The 18,726-nt window shown below is 47.1% G+C and carries 14 protein-coding genes; 5 read left to right on the plus strand and 9 right to left on the minus strand.

Translation table 11 applies throughout. From position 1 onward, the window contains the following. Window positions 1-59 precede the first annotated feature (59 nt). On the minus strand, window positions 60-2,648 hold the full coding sequence (locus tag WBG78_RS10560) for a hypothetical protein (RefSeq protein ID WP_337326390.1): 2,589 nt from the start codon (window positions 2,646-2,648) through the stop codon (window positions 60-62). 126 nt (window positions 2,649-2,774) lie between these two features. Between WBG78_RS10560 and WBG78_RS10565 the strand changes: the two genes are divergently transcribed. Next, complete coding sequence (locus tag WBG78_RS10565; protein WP_337326391.1) at window positions 2,775-4,220, plus strand: hypothetical protein; 1,446 nt, start codon at window positions 2,775-2,777, stop codon at window positions 4,218-4,220. A 91-nt stretch (window positions 4,221-4,311) separates the two neighbouring features. Here WBG78_RS10565 and WBG78_RS10570 read toward each other — a convergent pair whose 3' ends face one another. From WBG78_RS10570 to WBG78_RS10590, 5 genes are all read right to left on the minus strand, one after another. Further along, window positions 4,312-4,719 carry a response regulator gene (locus WBG78_RS10570; protein WP_337326392.1) on the minus strand — a complete coding sequence of 136 codons (408 nt, stop codon included), beginning with the start codon at window positions 4,717-4,719 and terminating at the stop codon, window positions 4,312-4,314. 59 nt (window positions 4,720-4,778) lie between these two features. Beyond that, a complete protein-coding gene (gene amaB / locus WBG78_RS10575) occupies window positions 4,779-6,320 on the minus strand; it encodes an L-piperidine-6-carboxylate dehydrogenase (RefSeq protein ID WP_337326393.1) in 1,542 nt (513 codons plus the stop codon). Window positions 6,321-6,420: 100 nt separating this feature from the next. Continuing rightward, window positions 6,421-7,854 (minus strand): S1C family serine protease, encoded by a 1,434-nt coding sequence (locus WBG78_RS10580; protein WP_337326394.1) that lies wholly within the window; start codon window positions 7,852-7,854, stop codon window positions 6,421-6,423. Between the two features lie 142 nt (window positions 7,855-7,996). Beyond that, complete coding sequence (locus tag WBG78_RS10585; protein WP_337326395.1) at window positions 7,997-9,181, minus strand: multidrug effflux MFS transporter; 1,185 nt, start codon at window positions 9,179-9,181, stop codon at window positions 7,997-7,999. Between the two features lie 105 nt (window positions 9,182-9,286). After that, window positions 9,287-9,724 (minus strand): Hsp20/alpha crystallin family protein, encoded by a 438-nt coding sequence (locus tag WBG78_RS10590; protein WP_337326396.1) that lies wholly within the window; start codon window positions 9,722-9,724, stop codon window positions 9,287-9,289. Between the two features lie 258 nt (window positions 9,725-9,982). On the opposite strand from WBG78_RS10590, the gene WBG78_RS10595 reads away from it, so the two are divergent. The 3 genes from WBG78_RS10595 to WBG78_RS10605 all read left to right on the plus strand — a co-directional run bounded on the left by WBG78_RS10595 (window position 9,983) and on the right by WBG78_RS10605 (window position 12,794). Then, window positions 9,983-10,393: a DoxX family protein gene (locus tag WBG78_RS10595; protein WP_337326397.1), complete on the plus strand. Its 411-nt coding sequence runs from the start codon at window positions 9,983-9,985 to the stop codon at window positions 10,391-10,393. Between the two features lie 10 nt (window positions 10,394-10,403). Continuing rightward, window positions 10,404-11,600: a DUF418 domain-containing protein gene (locus WBG78_RS10600; protein ID WP_337326398.1), complete on the plus strand. Its 1,197-nt coding sequence runs from the start codon at window positions 10,404-10,406 to the stop codon at window positions 11,598-11,600. A 129-nt stretch (window positions 11,601-11,729) separates the two neighbouring features. Then, on the plus strand, window positions 11,730-12,794 hold the full coding sequence (locus WBG78_RS10605; protein ID WP_337326399.1) for a substrate-binding domain-containing protein: 1,065 nt from the start codon (window positions 11,730-11,732) through the stop codon (window positions 12,792-12,794). Between the two features lie 24 nt (window positions 12,795-12,818). On the opposite strand, the gene WBG78_RS10610 is transcribed toward WBG78_RS10605, so the two are convergent. The 3 genes from WBG78_RS10610 to WBG78_RS10620 all read right to left on the minus strand — a co-directional run bounded on the left by WBG78_RS10610 (window position 12,819) and on the right by WBG78_RS10620 (window position 16,604). After that, window positions 12,819-14,579, minus strand: coding sequence for a c-type cytochrome (locus WBG78_RS10610; RefSeq protein ID WP_337326400.1), 1,761 nt, complete (start codon window positions 14,577-14,579; stop codon window positions 12,819-12,821). A gap of 116 nt (window positions 14,580-14,695) precedes the next feature. Beyond that, window positions 14,696-15,916 carry an aminotransferase class V-fold PLP-dependent enzyme gene (locus tag WBG78_RS10615; RefSeq protein WP_337326401.1) on the minus strand — a complete coding sequence of 407 codons (1,221 nt, stop codon included), beginning with the start codon at window positions 15,914-15,916 and terminating at the stop codon, window positions 14,696-14,698. 40 nt (window positions 15,917-15,956) lie between these two features. After that, on the minus strand, window positions 15,957-16,604 hold the full coding sequence (locus WBG78_RS10620) for a carbohydrate-binding family 9-like protein (protein WP_337326402.1): 648 nt from the start codon (window positions 16,602-16,604) through the stop codon (window positions 15,957-15,959). A gap of 505 nt (window positions 16,605-17,109) precedes the next feature. On the opposite strand from WBG78_RS10620, the gene WBG78_RS10625 reads away from it, so the two are divergent. Next, on the plus strand, window positions 17,110-18,720 hold the full coding sequence (locus WBG78_RS10625) for a hypothetical protein (protein WP_337326403.1): 1,611 nt from the start codon (window positions 17,110-17,112) through the stop codon (window positions 18,718-18,720). Window positions 18,721-18,726 lie beyond the last annotated feature (6 nt).

Below are 18,726 nucleotides of genomic sequence, written 5' to 3' on the forward strand. Positions count from 1 at the left end.
GAACAGGAAAGTTAATGAATACGGCAGCTTTTAAAAGGGAATTCTACCTGAATGGCCCATTAATTATTTGGGCAATAAATACGCTCGTACTCGTCGGGATTGTATGACTCTTTCCGTAGAAATCTGCCATCGCGGTCGTAGTAAATAACCACGTACAACGATGCCTCAGGTATGTGCTTTTCCGTAAAGAACAAAGGCCATTCAGCGGAACCTATATTGACGATGTCAGTGAATGTCAGCGGAATAACAGTGCCCTTGCGGCTATGCAGGACACCAAACGAGTCACCCGTGTTCACAATTGCCAACTGATCGTCTGTGTGCTGGCGAATAAACCGGATACCACGAACACTGTCGATGAGTACCTTATTCGTTTGCAGGCTAACGAGCGACCACCACGAGTCTTTGCGAACGAACGCGGCAGTGTCATTCCAGTATTTAACCTCATCATATTCGAACTTCGAAGCAGGTTTGCTGTCCCACTTGTACAAACCACTTTGTCCATTCTTTTGTACAACGACATACTGCCTGCCATATGGCGTGAGATTCGTTGGAAACTGAGGTTGAATTACTTTTCGAGTCAAACAATGAAACAAGCCAAAGCGACCGTCTTTAAGAAGAGAAACAGACTGGTTATTAATGGTGCCTATGGCGTCCATCGTTGTCGGAACTATAAGCTTACCATCAGACGAAACGAGTCCCACTTTTCCCCCCTTGAATACGCGGAAATATCCCTGGCCTAGTGCCTGTATTTTTTCATACGGAACCTGCATTATGGACTTACCGTTTTGCGCATAAAGGCGTTTGGGCTTTGGTTGCCCCATATCAATGAGAAGGTATGATGTACTATCAGGGCCCAGTACAGATGTAGCCTGCAGTTTACCTTTAAATTTTTGCGTCGGGCCCGACGAGAAAAAGATGTTAACACTATCCCGTCGCGTGCCGACCGCAAACGGACCTGTCCACCACAAAGAGTCAAACGCAGCACTTAAATACTGCCGGTGTACGGGATCAAACATTCTCCATCCCTGAGAGGTTTGAACTATCGCACGCGAGCCTGAAACACGTACCGATCGGAATGCTTCCGAGGATTCGCGGCGCCAGTTAACGGTATGGCTATTCGTGTCGTTCTCCACGACGACGACTCCAAAGCGAGCAGGTAATAATGTCCCGCCTGGTGAGTGTACCAACGTATCTGAATTTACATCGAGCAGGAGTTCTTCATTTCCAAGCCGTACCGACGTAATGCCGGCGGTCCAGCGCTGGATCCGATCGAATCGCACAAATGGATCTACACCTGCGGGTTCCGCCACATATATGGACAACTTTGCCGGAGTGCTCACAAACTTTTCGCCTTCAGATTCCAGTACAATCATCTGATGTACTGAGCTTACAGCATCCCATGCACGTTTCATAACTGGGCGTCCGGTGAGTGTTAGCAGACGCCACTTGCTTTGCTGCTGAACAGCAATGAACCGATCGGCAATGATCTTTGCCTGATCGACACAATCCGAAATCACGAGCCATCCGCTTTTATGTATGATCCGCTGACAGCCATCCATGCTAATCAACAACAACCCTTGTCCAAGGTCTTCCATCTCATCGACTTTGCCATAATAAATTACCTTGCCGTTCAGGGCAATGACGGACGAATCGAGTTGTATGACGTTGTCGGTAATGTTGCCACATAAATAGTCCTCCGGGATCGATTCGATTGTTGGTTCAAGAATCGTTTGCCCGCCCGGATCAATAAAACCGTAGCGCCCATTCACCAGAATTGGTGTGATGTATGCAGGATGGATACTTGCCGCTGCCCGAAGTGAATCGTTCCATGCCGAAGAGGGTAAGTTATCGGCGGGCGCGCCTGCTTCCAGATGATACAGGACATCTGTAGCTCTCCTGCTGTATGGGGATTGGGCCTTGAGATAATTCAGGTAAGCATCGCGGCTGCCGTCTGCTGTCCGAATCTCGAAAATATTACGATGGGCTTCCTTTTCAAAGGAGGTTCCCGGATGATCCCTGAGAAACCGTTCATACCCGGCAAGGTCTTTACCATTCGTGTAATCGTGGTAGAGCAGCCGTTCGTAGTTGGCCCTGGCATCACTTGTTCTGGATGACTGCGGATAGCGGTCGAGATATTGGTAAAACGCCTGATGGGTATTTGTGTTGACCGCGTCCTGAAAGGCTCTCTCGTCCCGTGATGCTATCGCATCTGCCTGATAGATAGACCCCGGGTGGATATCCAGGAATTGCTGATAGGCAGATGCTGATCCGTCTTCCCGGGTTTTCACAAGGGCCGCGCTGTCAATGCTATTTCTTTCAGCGACCAGAACGATGCTATCAATCGGAAATCGGCGTAGTCTTTCTCGTTGTTTTTCAGTTGTCTGACCGTAGAGATCGACGGAAGCGCGAATATATCGACTGGCGGAGTCCAGCGAATAATCCGGATTGTCTACAGCTCCAAAGTACAAGGCCCATGCGTAAGCTGAAGTAACGCGAATAGTATCCTTATTCCCGGCACGATCTAGTTGATAAAACGCTTTTTCCCATTTACCTTTCCAGATATTCTCTATGGCCTGGCGTTCTACCTGACCGAATGACTGTAAAGACCACGTCAGTCCAAGTGCGAGTATGATTAACTTTTTGCTCAACTATGGATCGTTCATAGTAAGTTATAAAACTACAAACACGGCCCTAAGTTTTTTGTTTACAGGAGTTAAGGCTGTTGTACGATGTAATAAATTTTGTAAATTTTCACATTGTTATAGGCTCAACGCATGGCAAAGCTTAAGAATATCATCAAGCAACTTTCGGAAAAGGACTTTAAAGCTATCTATGACTCACTTATCGAAAGCAATGCCGAGAAATCTGCCTACCTGCTAAAGTCTCTCCGTGAGCGGCAGCTGTCTGACAACAAGATCATGACTGAACTTGATGTCAATGCCAACGCTTACTATACACTCCGTTCCCGGTTGAACCTCAAGATAGAGGAATATCTCATGGGACAGCTGGAGAGCCCGCGTACTGATGTACTGCGGAAAGTAGCCAACATCACTGAAGTTTTGTTTACCAAGAAGCGCGCCATTTCAGTTGCCACGCTCAAGAAACTTGAAAAAGAGTTGCTTGATTACGATCTGGCAAACGAACTGACGGTGATCTACAAGTCGCTCAAGAAACTTCATATCAACTCGCCTGACTACTTCCAATATTCCCAGCTTTACAACCGTCATGTGGCGTACATGCTGGCCGTGGATAAGGCTGAGGATCTGCTCGCCGACTACTTCAGGAAGTATGGCGATTTCATGCTTAACGGCGGTGAGGCTGAGAAACTCGGACTCGGACTTTTGATGAAAGAAATGCAGAACGTGGCGAAACTTTATGAGTCGCATCGTCTGTATGTATACCAGAGTTGCATGTACATATTCCACCGCTTGTTTGTGGAAGTAGATGATAATATGCAACAGGATGGTGAGTCTATTGAAGACATCTTTGAGAAAGTCCAGAAGATGTTTGAGACCTATCACCTGGATTCAATTTATTACCACATGAATCTGGTGTTTGAATTCCTCAAACTTGAGTATTACAACCACTACAAGGTGTTCCGTCAGGCAGAAAAGTACTATGAGGAAGTCAATGACGCATGCGCTAACCTGCTTGTTAACTATTCGACGTATACGTTCCCTCCTCAATTTCTGATTTCGAAAATTGAGCGTCACTTACGGTCCGGAAACGAGTCGGAGTTATACACTGAAAACGAGGCCATATTTCTCGACTACGAAATCGATATGCAGGACCTTCCCAAGCATATCATCTATGTGGTTTACAGGGCACTATCGAGTTACTATGTTGGCAAGTTCGAAGAGGCTGCAAAGCTCATCAATGGCTTGCTTAACGATGTGAGTCTGAAGAAATATCCTTTTGCGCAGCTTGAGATTAAGTCGTTACTGGCCCTGCAATACACCCTACTTCGTGATTTTGAACTGTTCAATCAGTTGTCGAACAGTATCCAGCGGCAGATTCGCCTTTCCGGCAAAGACAGCTGCGAGAATATTCAATTGTTCCTAAAGATCCTGAAGATCGCTACGAGCGAGGCGAAGAAAGAAAAAGCCAAGAAGATTCAGGCAGTAATCCCAAGGTTAAACTCCATAACGGTACCTTACTTTGCTCCCACAAAGCTGATTAAACTTGATGACAAGTTTGTGGAGCTGCTTACTGATTTCTGATCTCTTTTAGAAGAAGTGCAGACAAATTGAAACGGGCCGTAAGGCCCGTTATATTTTCCAGCTTAAGGTATTAATCAATCGATTTGGCTGCCTAGAGATCTAGTTTCAGAATGCTGTCGTGTGACAGAGGCTTATTCAGATATAATTTAACAGCCTCATATTTCTTGGAGCGGTTAAAATCCTGAGGGTTAATCGATGATGTGAGCATGACGATCTTACACTTTCTCTTAGCGACATTTGAGAGCTTTTCGAATTCATCCAAAAATTGGAAACCATCCATTAATGGCATGTCAATATCGAGGAAGATGAGGTCAGGAAGTACCTGATCTGCCATCTCCAGCTTCTCCATGTTTTTAAGGAACTCGATCGCGCTTTTTGCGCCAGTATGGGTATAGATATTTTCGGTAATAGACGACGCTTCAATCATTTTTTGATTGATCAGGTTATCAATCTCATTGTCGTCAATGAGCATGACTGTGCGATACTTTTTTGCCGCCATAGTTACCGTAGTGAATGACGCACTAAAATAAGTCTTTGATATTGATTTGCAAACTTTCTCTAAATGTCAAATTTGATACCCTGTGCCAGCGGCAGAGAGCTACCGAAATTGATTGTGTTTGTTTGCCTGCGCATGTAATTCTTCCAGGCGTCGGAGCCGCTTTCCCGACCGCCGCCAGTTTCCTTTTCCCCTCCGAATGCACCACCGATCTCGGCCCCCGATGTTCCGATATTGACATTAGCAATTCCGCAGTCTGACCCCCGATGAGAAAGGAATAGTTCCATTTCCTGCATGTTGCTAGTCATAATAGAAGATGACAATCCCTGTTTGACACCATTTTGTTTGGCAATGGCATCATTGATATCGTGATAGGGAATCAAATAGAGAATTGGTGCAAAGGTTTCTGCCTGTACAATTTCAAAATCGTTCCGGACTTCCGCTATGCAAGGCTTTACATAACATCCTGAGTCATAGCCCTTGCCTTTAAGCACACCGCCGTTTACAACAAAACTTCCTCCTGCCTCCCTGATCTTGCGCAGTGCATCCTGATAGCTCTTAACCGCCTGACGATCGATCAACGGACCAATGTGATTTGCGGGATCCAGTGGATTACCGATAACGAGATTGCTATACGCACGGGTAAGTCTTTCTTTAACCGAATCAAACACGCTTTCATGAACGATAAGGCGTCGGGTCGTTGTACAACGTTGACCTGCTGTTCCAACGGCACCAAACAGCGCGCCTCGGATGGCAATATCGAGATTAGCGTGTGGTGTTATAATGATCGCATTGTTTCCTCCCAATTCCAGCAGGGTTCTTCCCAATCGTTGGGCGACAGTTTGGGCGACTGCCTTACCCATCCGGGTACTACCAGTAGCCGACACGAGAGCAATTCCTTCATTGGCCGCCAGGGCCTGCCCAATACGGACGTCTCCGTTGATCAGGCAGGAGACACCTTCAGGAACAACATTTTTTCTGAACACTTCTTCAACTATGTACTGGCATGCCACGCTGCACAAGGGAGTTTTCTCTGACGGCTTCCATATGCAAACATCGCCGCAGACCCATGCGAGCATGGCGTTCCACGACCATACAGCCACAGGGAAATTAAAGGCAGTTATTATCCCTACAACTCCGAGCGGATGCCACTGTTCGTACATACGGTGCTCGGGTCGTTCTGAGTGCATTGTAATGCCATGAAGCTGGCGCGACAACCCGACCGCGAAGTCGCAGATGTCGATCATCTCCTGCACCTCGCCAAGGCCTTCCTGATACGACTTACCCATTTCATAGGAGACCAGCATGCCCAGTGCAGATTTCTTTTGCCGCAATGCTTCACCTATCTGGCGTACAACTTCTCCCCTTCGTGGTGCCGGCCATGTTCTCCATTCGTCAAAAGCTTCTGTCGCCTTTGACATCAGCTTCTCCAACGATGAGGGATCACCTGCCTGAACTGTCCCTATTAACTTCCCATCTACGGGAGAGTAGGACTCCAGTTTGGCTCCAGTGGATCTTAACCACTTCACTCCTGTTGACACTCCGGGATTACTTTTTTTCAAACCCAGAGCAGACAATGCATCGCGTATGCCGAAATCCTTCATATGAACTTATTCTTTCAGAGTTGCCCGCAAAACTAATAAAATGGGCAGATGTGTCAGCGGCGTAGCGATATATCCCGGCTATTGATCTGAGTGACAGGGATCACCACTCGACCCCATATGTACCTTTTTGTCCTCCGGGGTAGTAGCCTTCGATCAGAATGCCTCCTTTTTTGAAATCGAGTATCCTGTTGAGATCTTCAACATTATCGACGGGCACTTTATCAATGAAGGCAATGACAAAGCCCTTCTTAATGCCGGTTTGTATCCACTTGGTGGATGCGACATCCTTTATTCGTACGCCTCCCTCAAGTTGAAGCCGGGCGAGTTCTTTGTATGGAACGTCCTCGATCTGTATGCCTCCAAGATCGTGTTTTACTTCCTTCTTCTGAACGGTTTCCAGGCCCTGAAAATTTCGAAGCCGTGCCATCACCTCGTGACGCTGATGATCCCGCAGATAGGTAACCTGAATTTCCTTGCCCGGCCGATGGCGTGCTACACGTTCCTGCAATTCCGCAACAGATCTGACTTCGTATCCTTCAATACCAATAATTACGTCGCCGCTTTGCAGTCCTGCTTTCTCTGCAGCACTCTCTTTGTTAACGTGGTCCACATAAACCCCCTGGTTCACATCGAGGTTGAAATTCTCCGCCATGCCCGCAGTTACGTTGACAATTTGTATACCCAGCAATCCTCGCTGCACAACACCAAACTCTAAAAGATCATCCATTACTTTTTTCACAAGGCTAACGGGAATGGCAAATGAATATCCCTGAAAACTACCCGAAGAAGTAGCAATCGCCGAGTTGATGCCAATGAGCTCGCCTCTAAGATTCACCAGCGCCCCTCCGCTGTTACCCGGATTAACGGCAGCGTCGGTTTGAATGAATGCTTCTACTTCAAGATGATTCTTATCTTCGAGTATTCTGATATTGCGGGCCTTCGCACTAACGATGCCTGCCGTAACAGTTGAATTGAGATCGAAGGGATTACCAACTGCCAGTACCCATTCACCGGGAATAATCTTATCAGAGTCTCCATACCGAACGAAAGGAAGATTGTCCGCACGAATTTTCAGCAATGCAAGATCGGTCGAGGGATCAGTGCCTATGAGTTTGGCAAAGAAACGTTGATTGTTGCTCATCACCACTTCGATGTTGCTTGCGTCTTCCACGACGTGATTGTTTGTGACGATGTATCCATCATCGGAGATGATTACTCCCGATCCGGACGAGCGTGCAGGCGATTCGAGATAAAGTTCCAGGGGGTTGGAGCTGAAATCACCAGGGCCGTAAGAGGTACGAATGTGCACCACCCCGGACGTTACTTTACTGGCTGCTTCGAGGAAGTTCAATCCCTGAGGGACATTATAAGCTGTGTCACGTGAATAGTTGGTCAGTACTGATTGTTGGCGACCTTCAATTGAAGTGTAACTATCGCCCGATATACCTAATAACCGAATAGTAACAAATGAGCCCACAAGACCGCCAATCCCCGCGGCAACGATTACCAAAAAAATCAAAATAGATCGCTTCATACCCGCCCTAAGTTTATGTCTGGAAAATCGGAGACAGTAAGTTAATCCTTCTTTTTAAAAAATTACAGCTTTTTGAAGATCCAGACCAGGCCTGTTAAGGCCCCTGGTTCAAGTGGAAGTTTTCTCATACTGATCCAATGTTTCAGGCAATGACCCTTCGACCAATCAGAAGGATTGCCAGGCTGATCCATGCACAACCGGCCATTACGCCTGCCATTGGCATCGCAGTACCATCGTGAAGCACGCTTACCATCGCGGACATCAGCGCCCCCGCCCCCATTCTCCAGGCACCCAAGAGAGCTGCCGCACTACCGGCATGATGTTCGAAGGGCGCAAGGGTGAGCGAAGTTGCATTGGGACCAATAAGGCCATGACCGCAAAGGAATAGAAACAGCAGGGCAATAAGGCCATACAGATTCCATCCACCATATAACGTACCGGCTACTAGTAAAACGCCGATCACTCCCTGCGACCACAATGCATTTCTTATTATGGTTTCACTTTTCCAGAAGCGCAAAAACATGTGGGTGAGTTGAGATGATCCAACCAAACCTGCGGCAAGAAAGGCAAACACCCATCCATATTGCTGCTCTGAGAGTCCGTAAACATTCATAAACACGTCGGGTGATCCAGCTATGTAAGCGAACGGCGCGGCCATGGCAAGACCGCTGGCCAATGAATAGACAAGGAACTGAGGATGTTTAATTACGAGGAAGAAATTCCCGATTACCGCGCGCGGCATAAGGGACAGAGAGGAGTTGGGGCCCTTCCCTGGGGGCAGGTAATAATATGCCGCGAGTCCTATTAGCGTTGTAATACTTGCGAGAATAATAAAAACCCACTGCCACCCTGCATGCGCAGTAACGTAACCTCCGATCGTCGGAGCAATCATTGGCGAAACTGCGATTACAAGCGTGAGAAGTGAAAACACCTGGGCCGTTTTGTTGGCCGGAAAAATATCCCGCACCAACGCCTGTGAAGCAACCATCCCCACGCAACCGCCGACTGCCTGGAGCAGCCTCAGCGCAATAAGAGACTCGACTGAGCCAGCTGCTGCGCACATGATCGAAGACACGACATAGATCAACAGCCCCAGATATAGCGGCCGCCGACGTCCAAAACGGTCCAAAAGCGGGCCGTAAAGCAATTGCCCCACCGAGACGCCGATAAAATAACTGCTGAGGCTGAGCTGAACCTTGTCGATTGACGTATTGAGGGCCTTTGCAATTCCGGGGAATCCGGGCAGGTACATATCAATCGAAAACGGACTGATCGTAGCCAGTGCTCCAAGAATGACAATGAGAACGAAATTGCCCGGCTTCTTCATCAAAATTTGTAGCGGGCAAAGGTCGTTACAAAAGTGAGGATAAAAAAAAGGCGCCCCAGCAAGCTGGGACGCCTAACCATCTGACTAATCTAAAACCCCTCAACCTTAGTTAACCTTGATGGTTGTCTTTAATGTTTTTTTCTCATCCTTAGGGATGAAAATTTCCAGGATACCGTTGTTGTAGCTTGCCTGTATTTTAGATGCATCTACGTTCTCAGGTAACGAAAACGAGCGGCCAAAATTGCCATACTGCGTTTCAACTACGTGGAGATTGGTCTCCTTCTTTTCCTTTGTAAACTTCCGCTCACCGCTTATGGTGAGGAAATTGTCATTTAAATCGATTTTGAAATCGTCTTTGCTAAGTCCTGGAACCGCGAGGTTCACTTCATATCCTTTTTCGTTTTCAAGGATGTCGACCTTTGGAACGAACGAGTAAGAAGACCCACCTGAACGCGCCAGCGAATCAGAAAAGAAGCGATCAATCAAATTGCTAAATGAAGTCGGTGCGAAATCACTAGCGGTGCTATAACGAACGAGGCTCATAGTATTGTTTTGTTTTAAATTCTTGTTTGTTTTCACTTACAGCCTCGTATTAGGGAAAAATGTGCCGATCCGCTTTTCAGCCAATTTTCATGTCAAAACGTCCAGATTTTAAGGTTTCTAGTTTCACTTTATGACATCCTGACATTTCATTCCGTCATTTGTTCACAGTTAAACCAATATCGTACCAAAATTGGAAAGACTCTCATGCTGGTTGGTAGGGGTATTCCCTTAAATTGAGTGCTGGAATTTGCCTGCTCTATGCCGCAATCGATTTTTTCACCTGCACCGTTATGGTCGGATACCGGACTAGCCACCTTAAGAATTATAGTAGGGTTGCTGATGGCTTATCATGGACTCGAAATTTTTCAGCCCGAAGTAATGGCGACCTATCAGAAGTGGGAGATCATCCAAAAAATGCCGGCTCCGGTATTCATGGTCTATTTGGGAAAGACACTGGAGTTTGTGACCGGGGTATGCTTTATACTCGGCATTTTCACCCGCATTGCGGCATTGCTAATGGCCATCGACTTGTTATTCATTTGCTTTGTGATAGGGAACGGCCGGTTTTACTATGAAGACCAGCACCCCTTCCTGTTTGCACTACTGGCCATCATATTCTTTTTTACCGGACCGGTAAAGTGGAGTCTTGACCAGCGCATATTCAAATGAGTTAACATCAATGCAGCAACTGCCCATCGCAGAAATTGAACGCAACGGCGTCGTAGATGCACTGCGGGGCTTTGCATTGCTGGGCGTTCTTCTCGCCAATCTCATCTCATTTGTTTCATTCACCATGCCACAGGTGGTAATTGATCGTGCTACAGAAGGCACTCTCAATCACTATTACGAATTGTTCATGCGGATCTTCATTGACAACAAGTTTGTAACACTGTTCTCTCTGCTATTCGGTTATGGCTTCGGTGTTTTGATGGATCGGGTAACCTCGAAAGGGCTGGATGCAGTTCCCTTCTACATTCGGCGAATGACAATTCTCTTTGCATTAGGATTCATTCATATCTTCTTCTGGTGGGGGGAAATCTTGCATGTCTACGCTTTTTGCGGTTTGCTCATGCTGCTATTCAGGAATGCAAGCAACCGAAGTTTGCTCATATGGGCTGTCTTTCTTATGCTGGTACCATATCTTATCGTGAGATATATCATGGTACAGATCAAGGCCTTTGATCACGAGATTTCGGAGGTTGTTTACCAGCATTATCTGGATCTTGCTCTGCAGCCGGACCTTAAAAGCGTCTGGTTGGCGAACTGGAGTATTCATCAATACGTCTATGTTCAATGCATATTTGAATGGATTGAGCTGACACAAGCGCTTGCTAAATTCCTGATTGGGTACTGGATCATGAGAGTTGGTGTCCTGAATAATATTGATCGAAATGTTTCAGTGATCAGACAAGTTTTGTATTTCAGTGCGGCAATTGCTTTAGCTTATATAATCGAGACGGCCTGGTATTTCGTCACTAGTCCCAAAATAGACTCCATCATTTTGAAGATGTCACTTCAGGGTTTCAATCGCATTGGGGTGTTGTCGCTCTCTCTTACTTATGCAGGACTGATTACACTTTGGTACCGCCGGAAGCCAGGCGCTTTTCTGCTGGTAGCGTTTCGGAATGTTGGCATGATGTCTCTGACGAACTATTTATGTCACACGTTGATCTATGTGACATTGCTCCATGGTATAGGCCTTGGGTTGATGGATAAACTAACGGTGACTCAAACCTTATATGTCGGACTTCTGATCTATCCCGTGCAGGTGGTCATCAGCATGTATTGGCTCAAACGCTACCGCTATGGGCCAGTCGAATGGATCTGGAGGCAGTTAAGCTATTGGAAGAGATTCCCTATTAAAAAACGAGCATAGCATAGCCCGGGCGTGCTAAGGCATCTTACAACTAAAAGTGCTATTCCGGCATCGTTACCAGAAATACTTTTTTTATCGTGCTCGAAAATTTCGATTTTTATTAAGTTATTATTCGCGAAATCTTATCGAATGACCAAGAAGATCAGGATCAAAGACATTGCCAGGCTTGCACAAGTATCCGTGGGGACTGTCGATCGTGTGATTCATAACCGTGGAGAAGTAGCAGAAGAGTCTTATAACCGTGTAATGGAGATCCTTCGCGAGACCGGCTACAAACCTAACCTTATTGCCCGGACGCTCGGGAGTCATAAAAGTTATCGCATCGCAGCACTTATTCCCAATCCAGATCAGGACGAATACTGGCATCAGACTTTCGATGGCGTGATGAAAGCGCGTGATGAGTGGGCGCAGTACGGCGTGGTGGTTGAAACTTTCCACTTTGATCTTTATGATAAGAAGTCGTTTGAGCAGGTGGCAGATTCGTTATTAAGCAGTCAGCCTGATGGCATATTAACGGCGCCTATCTTTCATCAGGAGGCCGTGGCATTCTTTAAAGCCTGCAAAGTAAATGGTGTTCCGTTCGTGGTGATCAATAACAATGTCGCAGAAGAGCCATCATCTGGATTCATTGGTCAGGACCTTTATCAAAGCGGTCGCCTGGGAGCAGAACTGTCACATCTTAACGACGATGCGGGTGGCATTTATGCGATCCTTCATGTTTACGATGACATCCATCATTCGCTTCACCTGAGAGAAAAGGAAAAGGGTTTTCGCGATTACTTCAGCGAGCAGCAGGGCGCGGTTTATAAGACCGTTAGTCTTGATCTGAACAATGCGCATGAGCCTACTCTTGAGAAGGAACTTGATGAATTGCTGTCGAAGACAGATCTTAAGGGTGTCGTGGTTACGACATCGCGCGGCGCGCACATCGTTTCACGCCTCATTGAACGCAGAGGAAAGAACAAACTTCGTTTTGTAGCATACGACCTCCTCGAAAAGAACATCCATTACCTCAACCTCGGAATAATTGATTTTCTCATCAACCAGAATTCAAAGAGACAGGCCTTTGTGGGTATTGGCAACATCGTAAATCACCTGCTATTTCAAAGAGAAATACCCCTGGAGAGACTATTCCCTCTTGAGGTAATTACCCGTCAGAATCTGGCGTCGTATCTGCAATCAGATCATCATTAGCAACGGTAGTTACTTACGAAGTAACTACTTGCCCTGTGCTCTTACTGTCTGCACTTCTTCCGCAGATATTGCTGTGCCTCCGTGATTAAGTCTGGTGCGTATATAGGTTAGTATTTCCGCAACCTGTTCATCGCTAAGGAAGTTATGCGCTGGCATTACGCCGTCGTATGGTTTCTTCCTGACGGTGATCGGGCCTGTGAGTCCATTCAACACCACGTTGATGAGACGCTTGCGGTCGCCATGCACCCATTCGGATCCAAACAATGGAGGGAAACGATTTCCGTCGCCCTGCCCCTGCGGCAGGTGGCACGAGGCGCAATAGCGAACGTAGGCAACCTGACCGGGTGCTGCCTTGCCCTTCAGGAGATTATCTTTCACTTCATCGGGAGTTTTTACATTCGTACGGTTCAGATGTTCTGCCATTGTAGCCAGCTGCTTGTCACCGAAAGAAGCCTTGTCTCCTTTAAACATTACTCTCCATATTTTCCCGCGCACGCTTTCAGTGATATACAGAGAGCCATCAGGTCCTTCTGAAAGTCCCATAGGTCGTGCTTTGGAGTCTGAAGTGTTCACAATAGTGTCGCGCTGTGCAAATCCATCTGCGAAAACTTCCCATGGACCAGCAGGCTTTCCATCTTTGAAGGGGACAAACGCCACGAAATATCCGGCTTGCGGATACGGTGCGCGTATAGTCGACCCGTGGAATGCGATGAACGCTCCGTGCTTGTAACGCTCAGGGAATTGGTTTCCTTTATAAAAAAGAAGATCGTTAGGAGCAAAGTGTCCGGGGAATCCTATCATCGGCAGTCCTACTGTATCAGCACCATCGTTCTTTTTGCCATCACCACCATATTCAGGGTTGAGCACTTTCTTATTACTCATCTGATCATAGTAATAGTATGGCCATCCACCGTTGAAGTTCTGCGTTACGCGGAAGAACTCTTCAGATGGAAGCATTGCGCTTTGCCAGGGTGTGTAGAGGTCGGGCCACGTGCGATAGAAATCATCGCGACCATGTTGTATGGCGAAAAGATTGCCATCATCCGAATTCCATGACATGGCCACGAGGCTGCGTATACCCGTAGCGTAGCGCTTGCCATCCTTTTGCATCTGACCAACCTTGTTGGCATCAAACTGCCATACACCACCGTGAATGGCAAGTTCGGGACAAGGAAACTTGCCGGGAGATCCTGGCGTTCTGTTTTCAACCTGGCAGACATCGCCTGGTGCTCCGAACGGAACATAAATGTGGCCTTTGTCGTCGAAGGCTATGGGCTTTGCAATGTGTTCAGTGCCATAGGGCCGGCTGCGGTAATCGTCGATTACTACAGCTTCTGTGGTTGTATCCGGTAGAAGCTGATCCTTTAAAAGCTTGTTACGATACACCGTGCCCGTAGTAGTGAAATAGATGTATCCATTATAGATACGCATTGCTGTACCATAGTTTCCAGGATCCTTGTAAGTTCCAAAGTATTTTATCACATCGGCCCTTCCATCTCCTGTCGTATCCCTTAGCGCTACGTTTCCACCCAAAGGCGTCACAGCTCTAAGTTTCACGTATATGTCACCATTTTCATTAACAGCAAGATGCCTAGCCCGTCCAATGCTGTCTACAACAACCTTGACATCAAAGCCGTCGGGTAATGCAAGTCCACCCTTGTCTGTGTCACCTGCAGGAAGGGCGGCATGCTTTTCCTGAGATGTGCATCCGTACAGTGAAAGTGTAATTACAATGAAGGCAAATAGACGGGATACTCTAAGGTCTGTGATGAAAAGTTTCTTCATTCCAATTGAAAGTTTTAAACGCGTGAAATGTATCAGGTCAAACCGATGCATCAGATCCAATTATTACGCTTACTATTTTGTTTCCTGTTTGTTGCTGGTGCACGTCAGGTCGCTGACTAAGCCCTGGTTGCTTTTGCCAATTCCTCGCGAAGACGGCGCCCAACGATCTCTTCCTCTCCCGGCTTGAGCATGAAGACAGTGAGCCGAACACTTTCCTTCTCTTCCCACGACACGATCTCAATTGATGGCGAGCCCTCTCTCATCCTTTTACCCAACTCGTCTCCAGTGAGACTTGTGACATTCGGATCCCAGGTGACTTTTAGCGATGGAGTATGATTGGCTACCGGTGGAATGTCTACGGCGGTTTTAACGCCTTTCACTTTCTTCACATTGCTATCGATTGAGGCTATCTTTCTCTCCCATTCCTTCCACTCCTTGTCATGATCCAGTTTCACGTAGCGTTCGATAGCAGCATACATGCCGATAATTTCTTCTTTGTTCACCTTATGCCCGCGTGCTATTCCGGCACGGGGAGGTGCATTGAGGCGGGCTCCGGCAATCAAGTCCTTTTTACCCATGAGAATACCAGCGCTTTGAGGCCCCAGCAATGCCTTACCTCCTGAAATACACACGAGGTCAAAGCCCATTTCATTATACTTCCACAGATTCTCTACAGGAGGTACATCGGCGGCAATATCAATCATTGTTGGAATGCCAAACTCCTTCGCCAAACTCAACCACTCTTCATGCCTGATCTGACCAACACCTGCTTCGCGATTTAGGAACCAGAGGCAGGCGGTTTTTTCGTTGACCGCTTTGCGCAGTTCTTCACGCGTTTCAATCATCACGATCTTTACGCCGGTATTTGTCAATGCGTTGTGATAGCCATTAGCATGAGACTTTTGAACGATAACCTCCGACTTCATGCCACTGCCTTCGAGGAAAGGAAGTTTCGCTGCCTTCTTGTCGTCGGTACCCGTGAGGATTCCAGCCATGCCCAGTACGAGGGCCGACCAACAACCTGCAGTTACCATGGCTGCTTCTGCCTTGCATATCTTAGCCAGTTGGGCGCCGACTTTATCCTGAACGTCGTCAAGCATGGCGAAGTGCTGACTTGAAGCACGAATTGCATCTGTTACCTCCTGGGGCATAAGCGACGCGGTCATAGCGGTGTAAGTACCAGCTGCGTTGATGAACGTTCGGATGCCCAGCTCTTTGAAGTAGTCACGCTCCGGCAATGTCGGTGATGCAGATGCCAAAGGTGCGCCCAGCGTTACCGTTGATCCACCCACCAGCGGCAGCATTGTTACGCCTTTCAAAAGATTTCGTCTGTTCATATGTAAGTTGGTTGGGTCTGTGTCTTCTGATTGTCCATCATTATTTGAAGGCAATGCGGCCAAAATATTCCGGCAAATGAAAGTTGGGGACCGGGTTCGAAACCGGCGACCACGTGTAATAATGCGGGTTACTGGTTTTGCTTCCTGTCTTGTAAAAGTTCGCTGGCCAGACGACACCAGCCTTTGGTAAGGTAACATTTGCAAATTGACGAAGCATCCGGATCGGAATTCTGTATTCGATCGTCCACGTCACCGGCTTCTGGATCTCCGGATCTACGACCTTAGGCAGGGAATGAGCTATTTCGATCTGACGGATGGCATCATCCGGAAGTCTCAGCACTTCTGTCCAGGGCTTTGTAATGAAAAATATCAATGGCGTGCCACCCGCGTTTATTTCCAGATTGAAGTAGTGATCAGGATGTGTAGTATCAGGAGAAAAAAAGAACTCAACGCATGAGTCGCCTGATACATTACCGTTGTATTCGGTTACGGTGCTTTTTACAAATTTGTCTTCAACTCGAAAGATGACATAGATGTTCGCTGAGTCGTAACAGGCCTTTGCCTCCGTTACAGGCGTAAACCGTGGTTCATCTCCCATCCTGTTTTCGACTTTCACAGACGGAATATCCTTCCACGGTCGCTTGTTCCAATTACCGTCAATCACGACTTGTTTCTCGATTCGTTTCACCGAATAAACAGATTGAGCGTTTGTCAACAGCGACGCACACGAGCACATCAGCAGAAGCACAAAATGAAATTGACACATGTGGATGTAAGTACAGTCGAATATGCGACGATATCGAAAATTTAGGGAGCATCACTTCATAAATCGTCTCAGATTTTTTCCATACGGCGTTTGTGCACATTGAGTGGCAACATAAAACTGAAGGTGCTATTCACACACAAGCACACTGCTTGTGAAGAGCTGTGAAGGTACATCCAACCGCTCAGATCTTAATCACCTTTAGAAACCACTCAAACACTTGCTGCGATCCTCGACAACCTCACCAGCTTTTGAACCCTTATTTAAGCATGCGTTTGGTGAATCCGACAGGATCGAAAGTTGCAACATTCACCCCTGTTTTTGCAGCTATCCCTGAATCCCGTGAAGCAGGGTATTATTTTCATCGTCCTTTGACCCTACCCCGTGAAAATGAACTATATTTTGTGGTTTTTTAGCCTTTAACAAAGCCATGCCTTCGATACTGCCGGGATTCGAGTACGACATATTCATCAGTTATCGGCACAACGATAACAAGTACGATCAATGGGTGTCTGACTTTGTTCACAATCTTCGCCTGGAGCTGGTTGCAACGCTTAAGGATCGCCTGTCGATATACTTCGATGAAAATCCGGAGGATGGGATCAGGGACATTCACAACGTTGACAAGTCGTTGGCCAGCAAGCTGAATGCGCTGATTTTTATTCCAATCATATCCAACACCTATTGTGATACATCGAGTTTTGCATGGCGTCAGGAATTTCTTCCTTTTAAATCACTTGCAGCCAATGGCGAGCTGGGCCCGGACGTCACGCTGACCAACGGAAACGTAGCCAGCCGGATGCTACCTGTTCGAATCCATGAAATCGATGTGGAAGATACCCGCCTTCTCGAACGAGAACTAAACGGAGCCCTGCGAACGATAGATTTTATTTATAAGTCTGCAGGAGTTAACCGGCCACTTCGTCAAAAGGATGATGGCCTTTTGGACAACCAGAGCGGAACGCTTTATCGCAATCAAATCAACAAAGTGGCTAATGCGATTAAGGATCTGATTGTGTCACTAAAGAGAGGCTCGGGACCTAATCCGACTCTTTCCTTACCAATACGACCGTTCTCAACGGCATCGATAAGCGCAAGCGTCCCAGAGACAATTCGATATGCGGTGTCAAACGGCAACCGAACAACAGTATACCTTGCCTGGACTTCATTCGAGCTAAAGGCTAAAAGGGAGGAAATGTTGATAACCTTGCAGAAGGCTGGTTTCGATGTAGTGCCAACTATCGATTGTCCTTCGGATGAAGATGCGTTCAGAGACAAAGTCAGAGAGTACATGGAAAAGTCGAAGTGCTCGCTGCACATATTAGGCAATGAGTATGGACGCAGATTTGAGGCCGATGACTCGATGTCATTCCCTGCGTTTCAGTTTGAGGAGGCGCGAAAAAAGTCAGAAAGTGAAATGGGATTTCAGACCTTCATTTGGTTTTCGCCTGAGGCCCGCGAGACATTAATGGGGGCACAGAGTGGCGAAGCGATGAAACCGGCACAGGCTACCTTTATCAATCACATCCGGAATAATATTACACGGGACATGGTCTTCTCCAACAGCACAGGCCCCATGCAGCTTGTGGAGGACATGCGCGCAATTACCGTCCAGAAGGAAGTGCCTCAGCTTGACACAAAGGATACAGATATCTTTTTTATATTCAATCAGCAGGATGAACAGGATGCAGAGTTGATCACTGATCTTATCAGCAATGTATATCCTATTGAGACAATGAACATTCTGCCCGACAGTGAAGAGGCCTATCGCGAATTGTCGAAGCAGCAGATCCCAAAGAGTAGGCTAGCCGTTGTGTATTTTAAATACGCGGCCGACTGGGCTATTCCGTTCGCCAAACAAATTTGGAAACAAATTGGCGGTGCATCATCCCCTACACCTATTATGCTAATTGGCGAAGATGATCCCCGCTCAAACATAGCCCGTACGTTTAAAGCACCGAAAGTTGTATCATCAATTGTACCCAAACAGGACGTGCCAGAGGAAGTGAAGCGAGTTTATGTAAAAGTTGTTCAACCTTAGCGCGGT

Source organism: Chryseolinea sp. T2 (genome assembly GCF_037203685.1).
Taxonomy (GTDB): Bacteria; Bacteroidota; Bacteroidia; order Cytophagales; family Cyclobacteriaceae; genus Chryseolinea.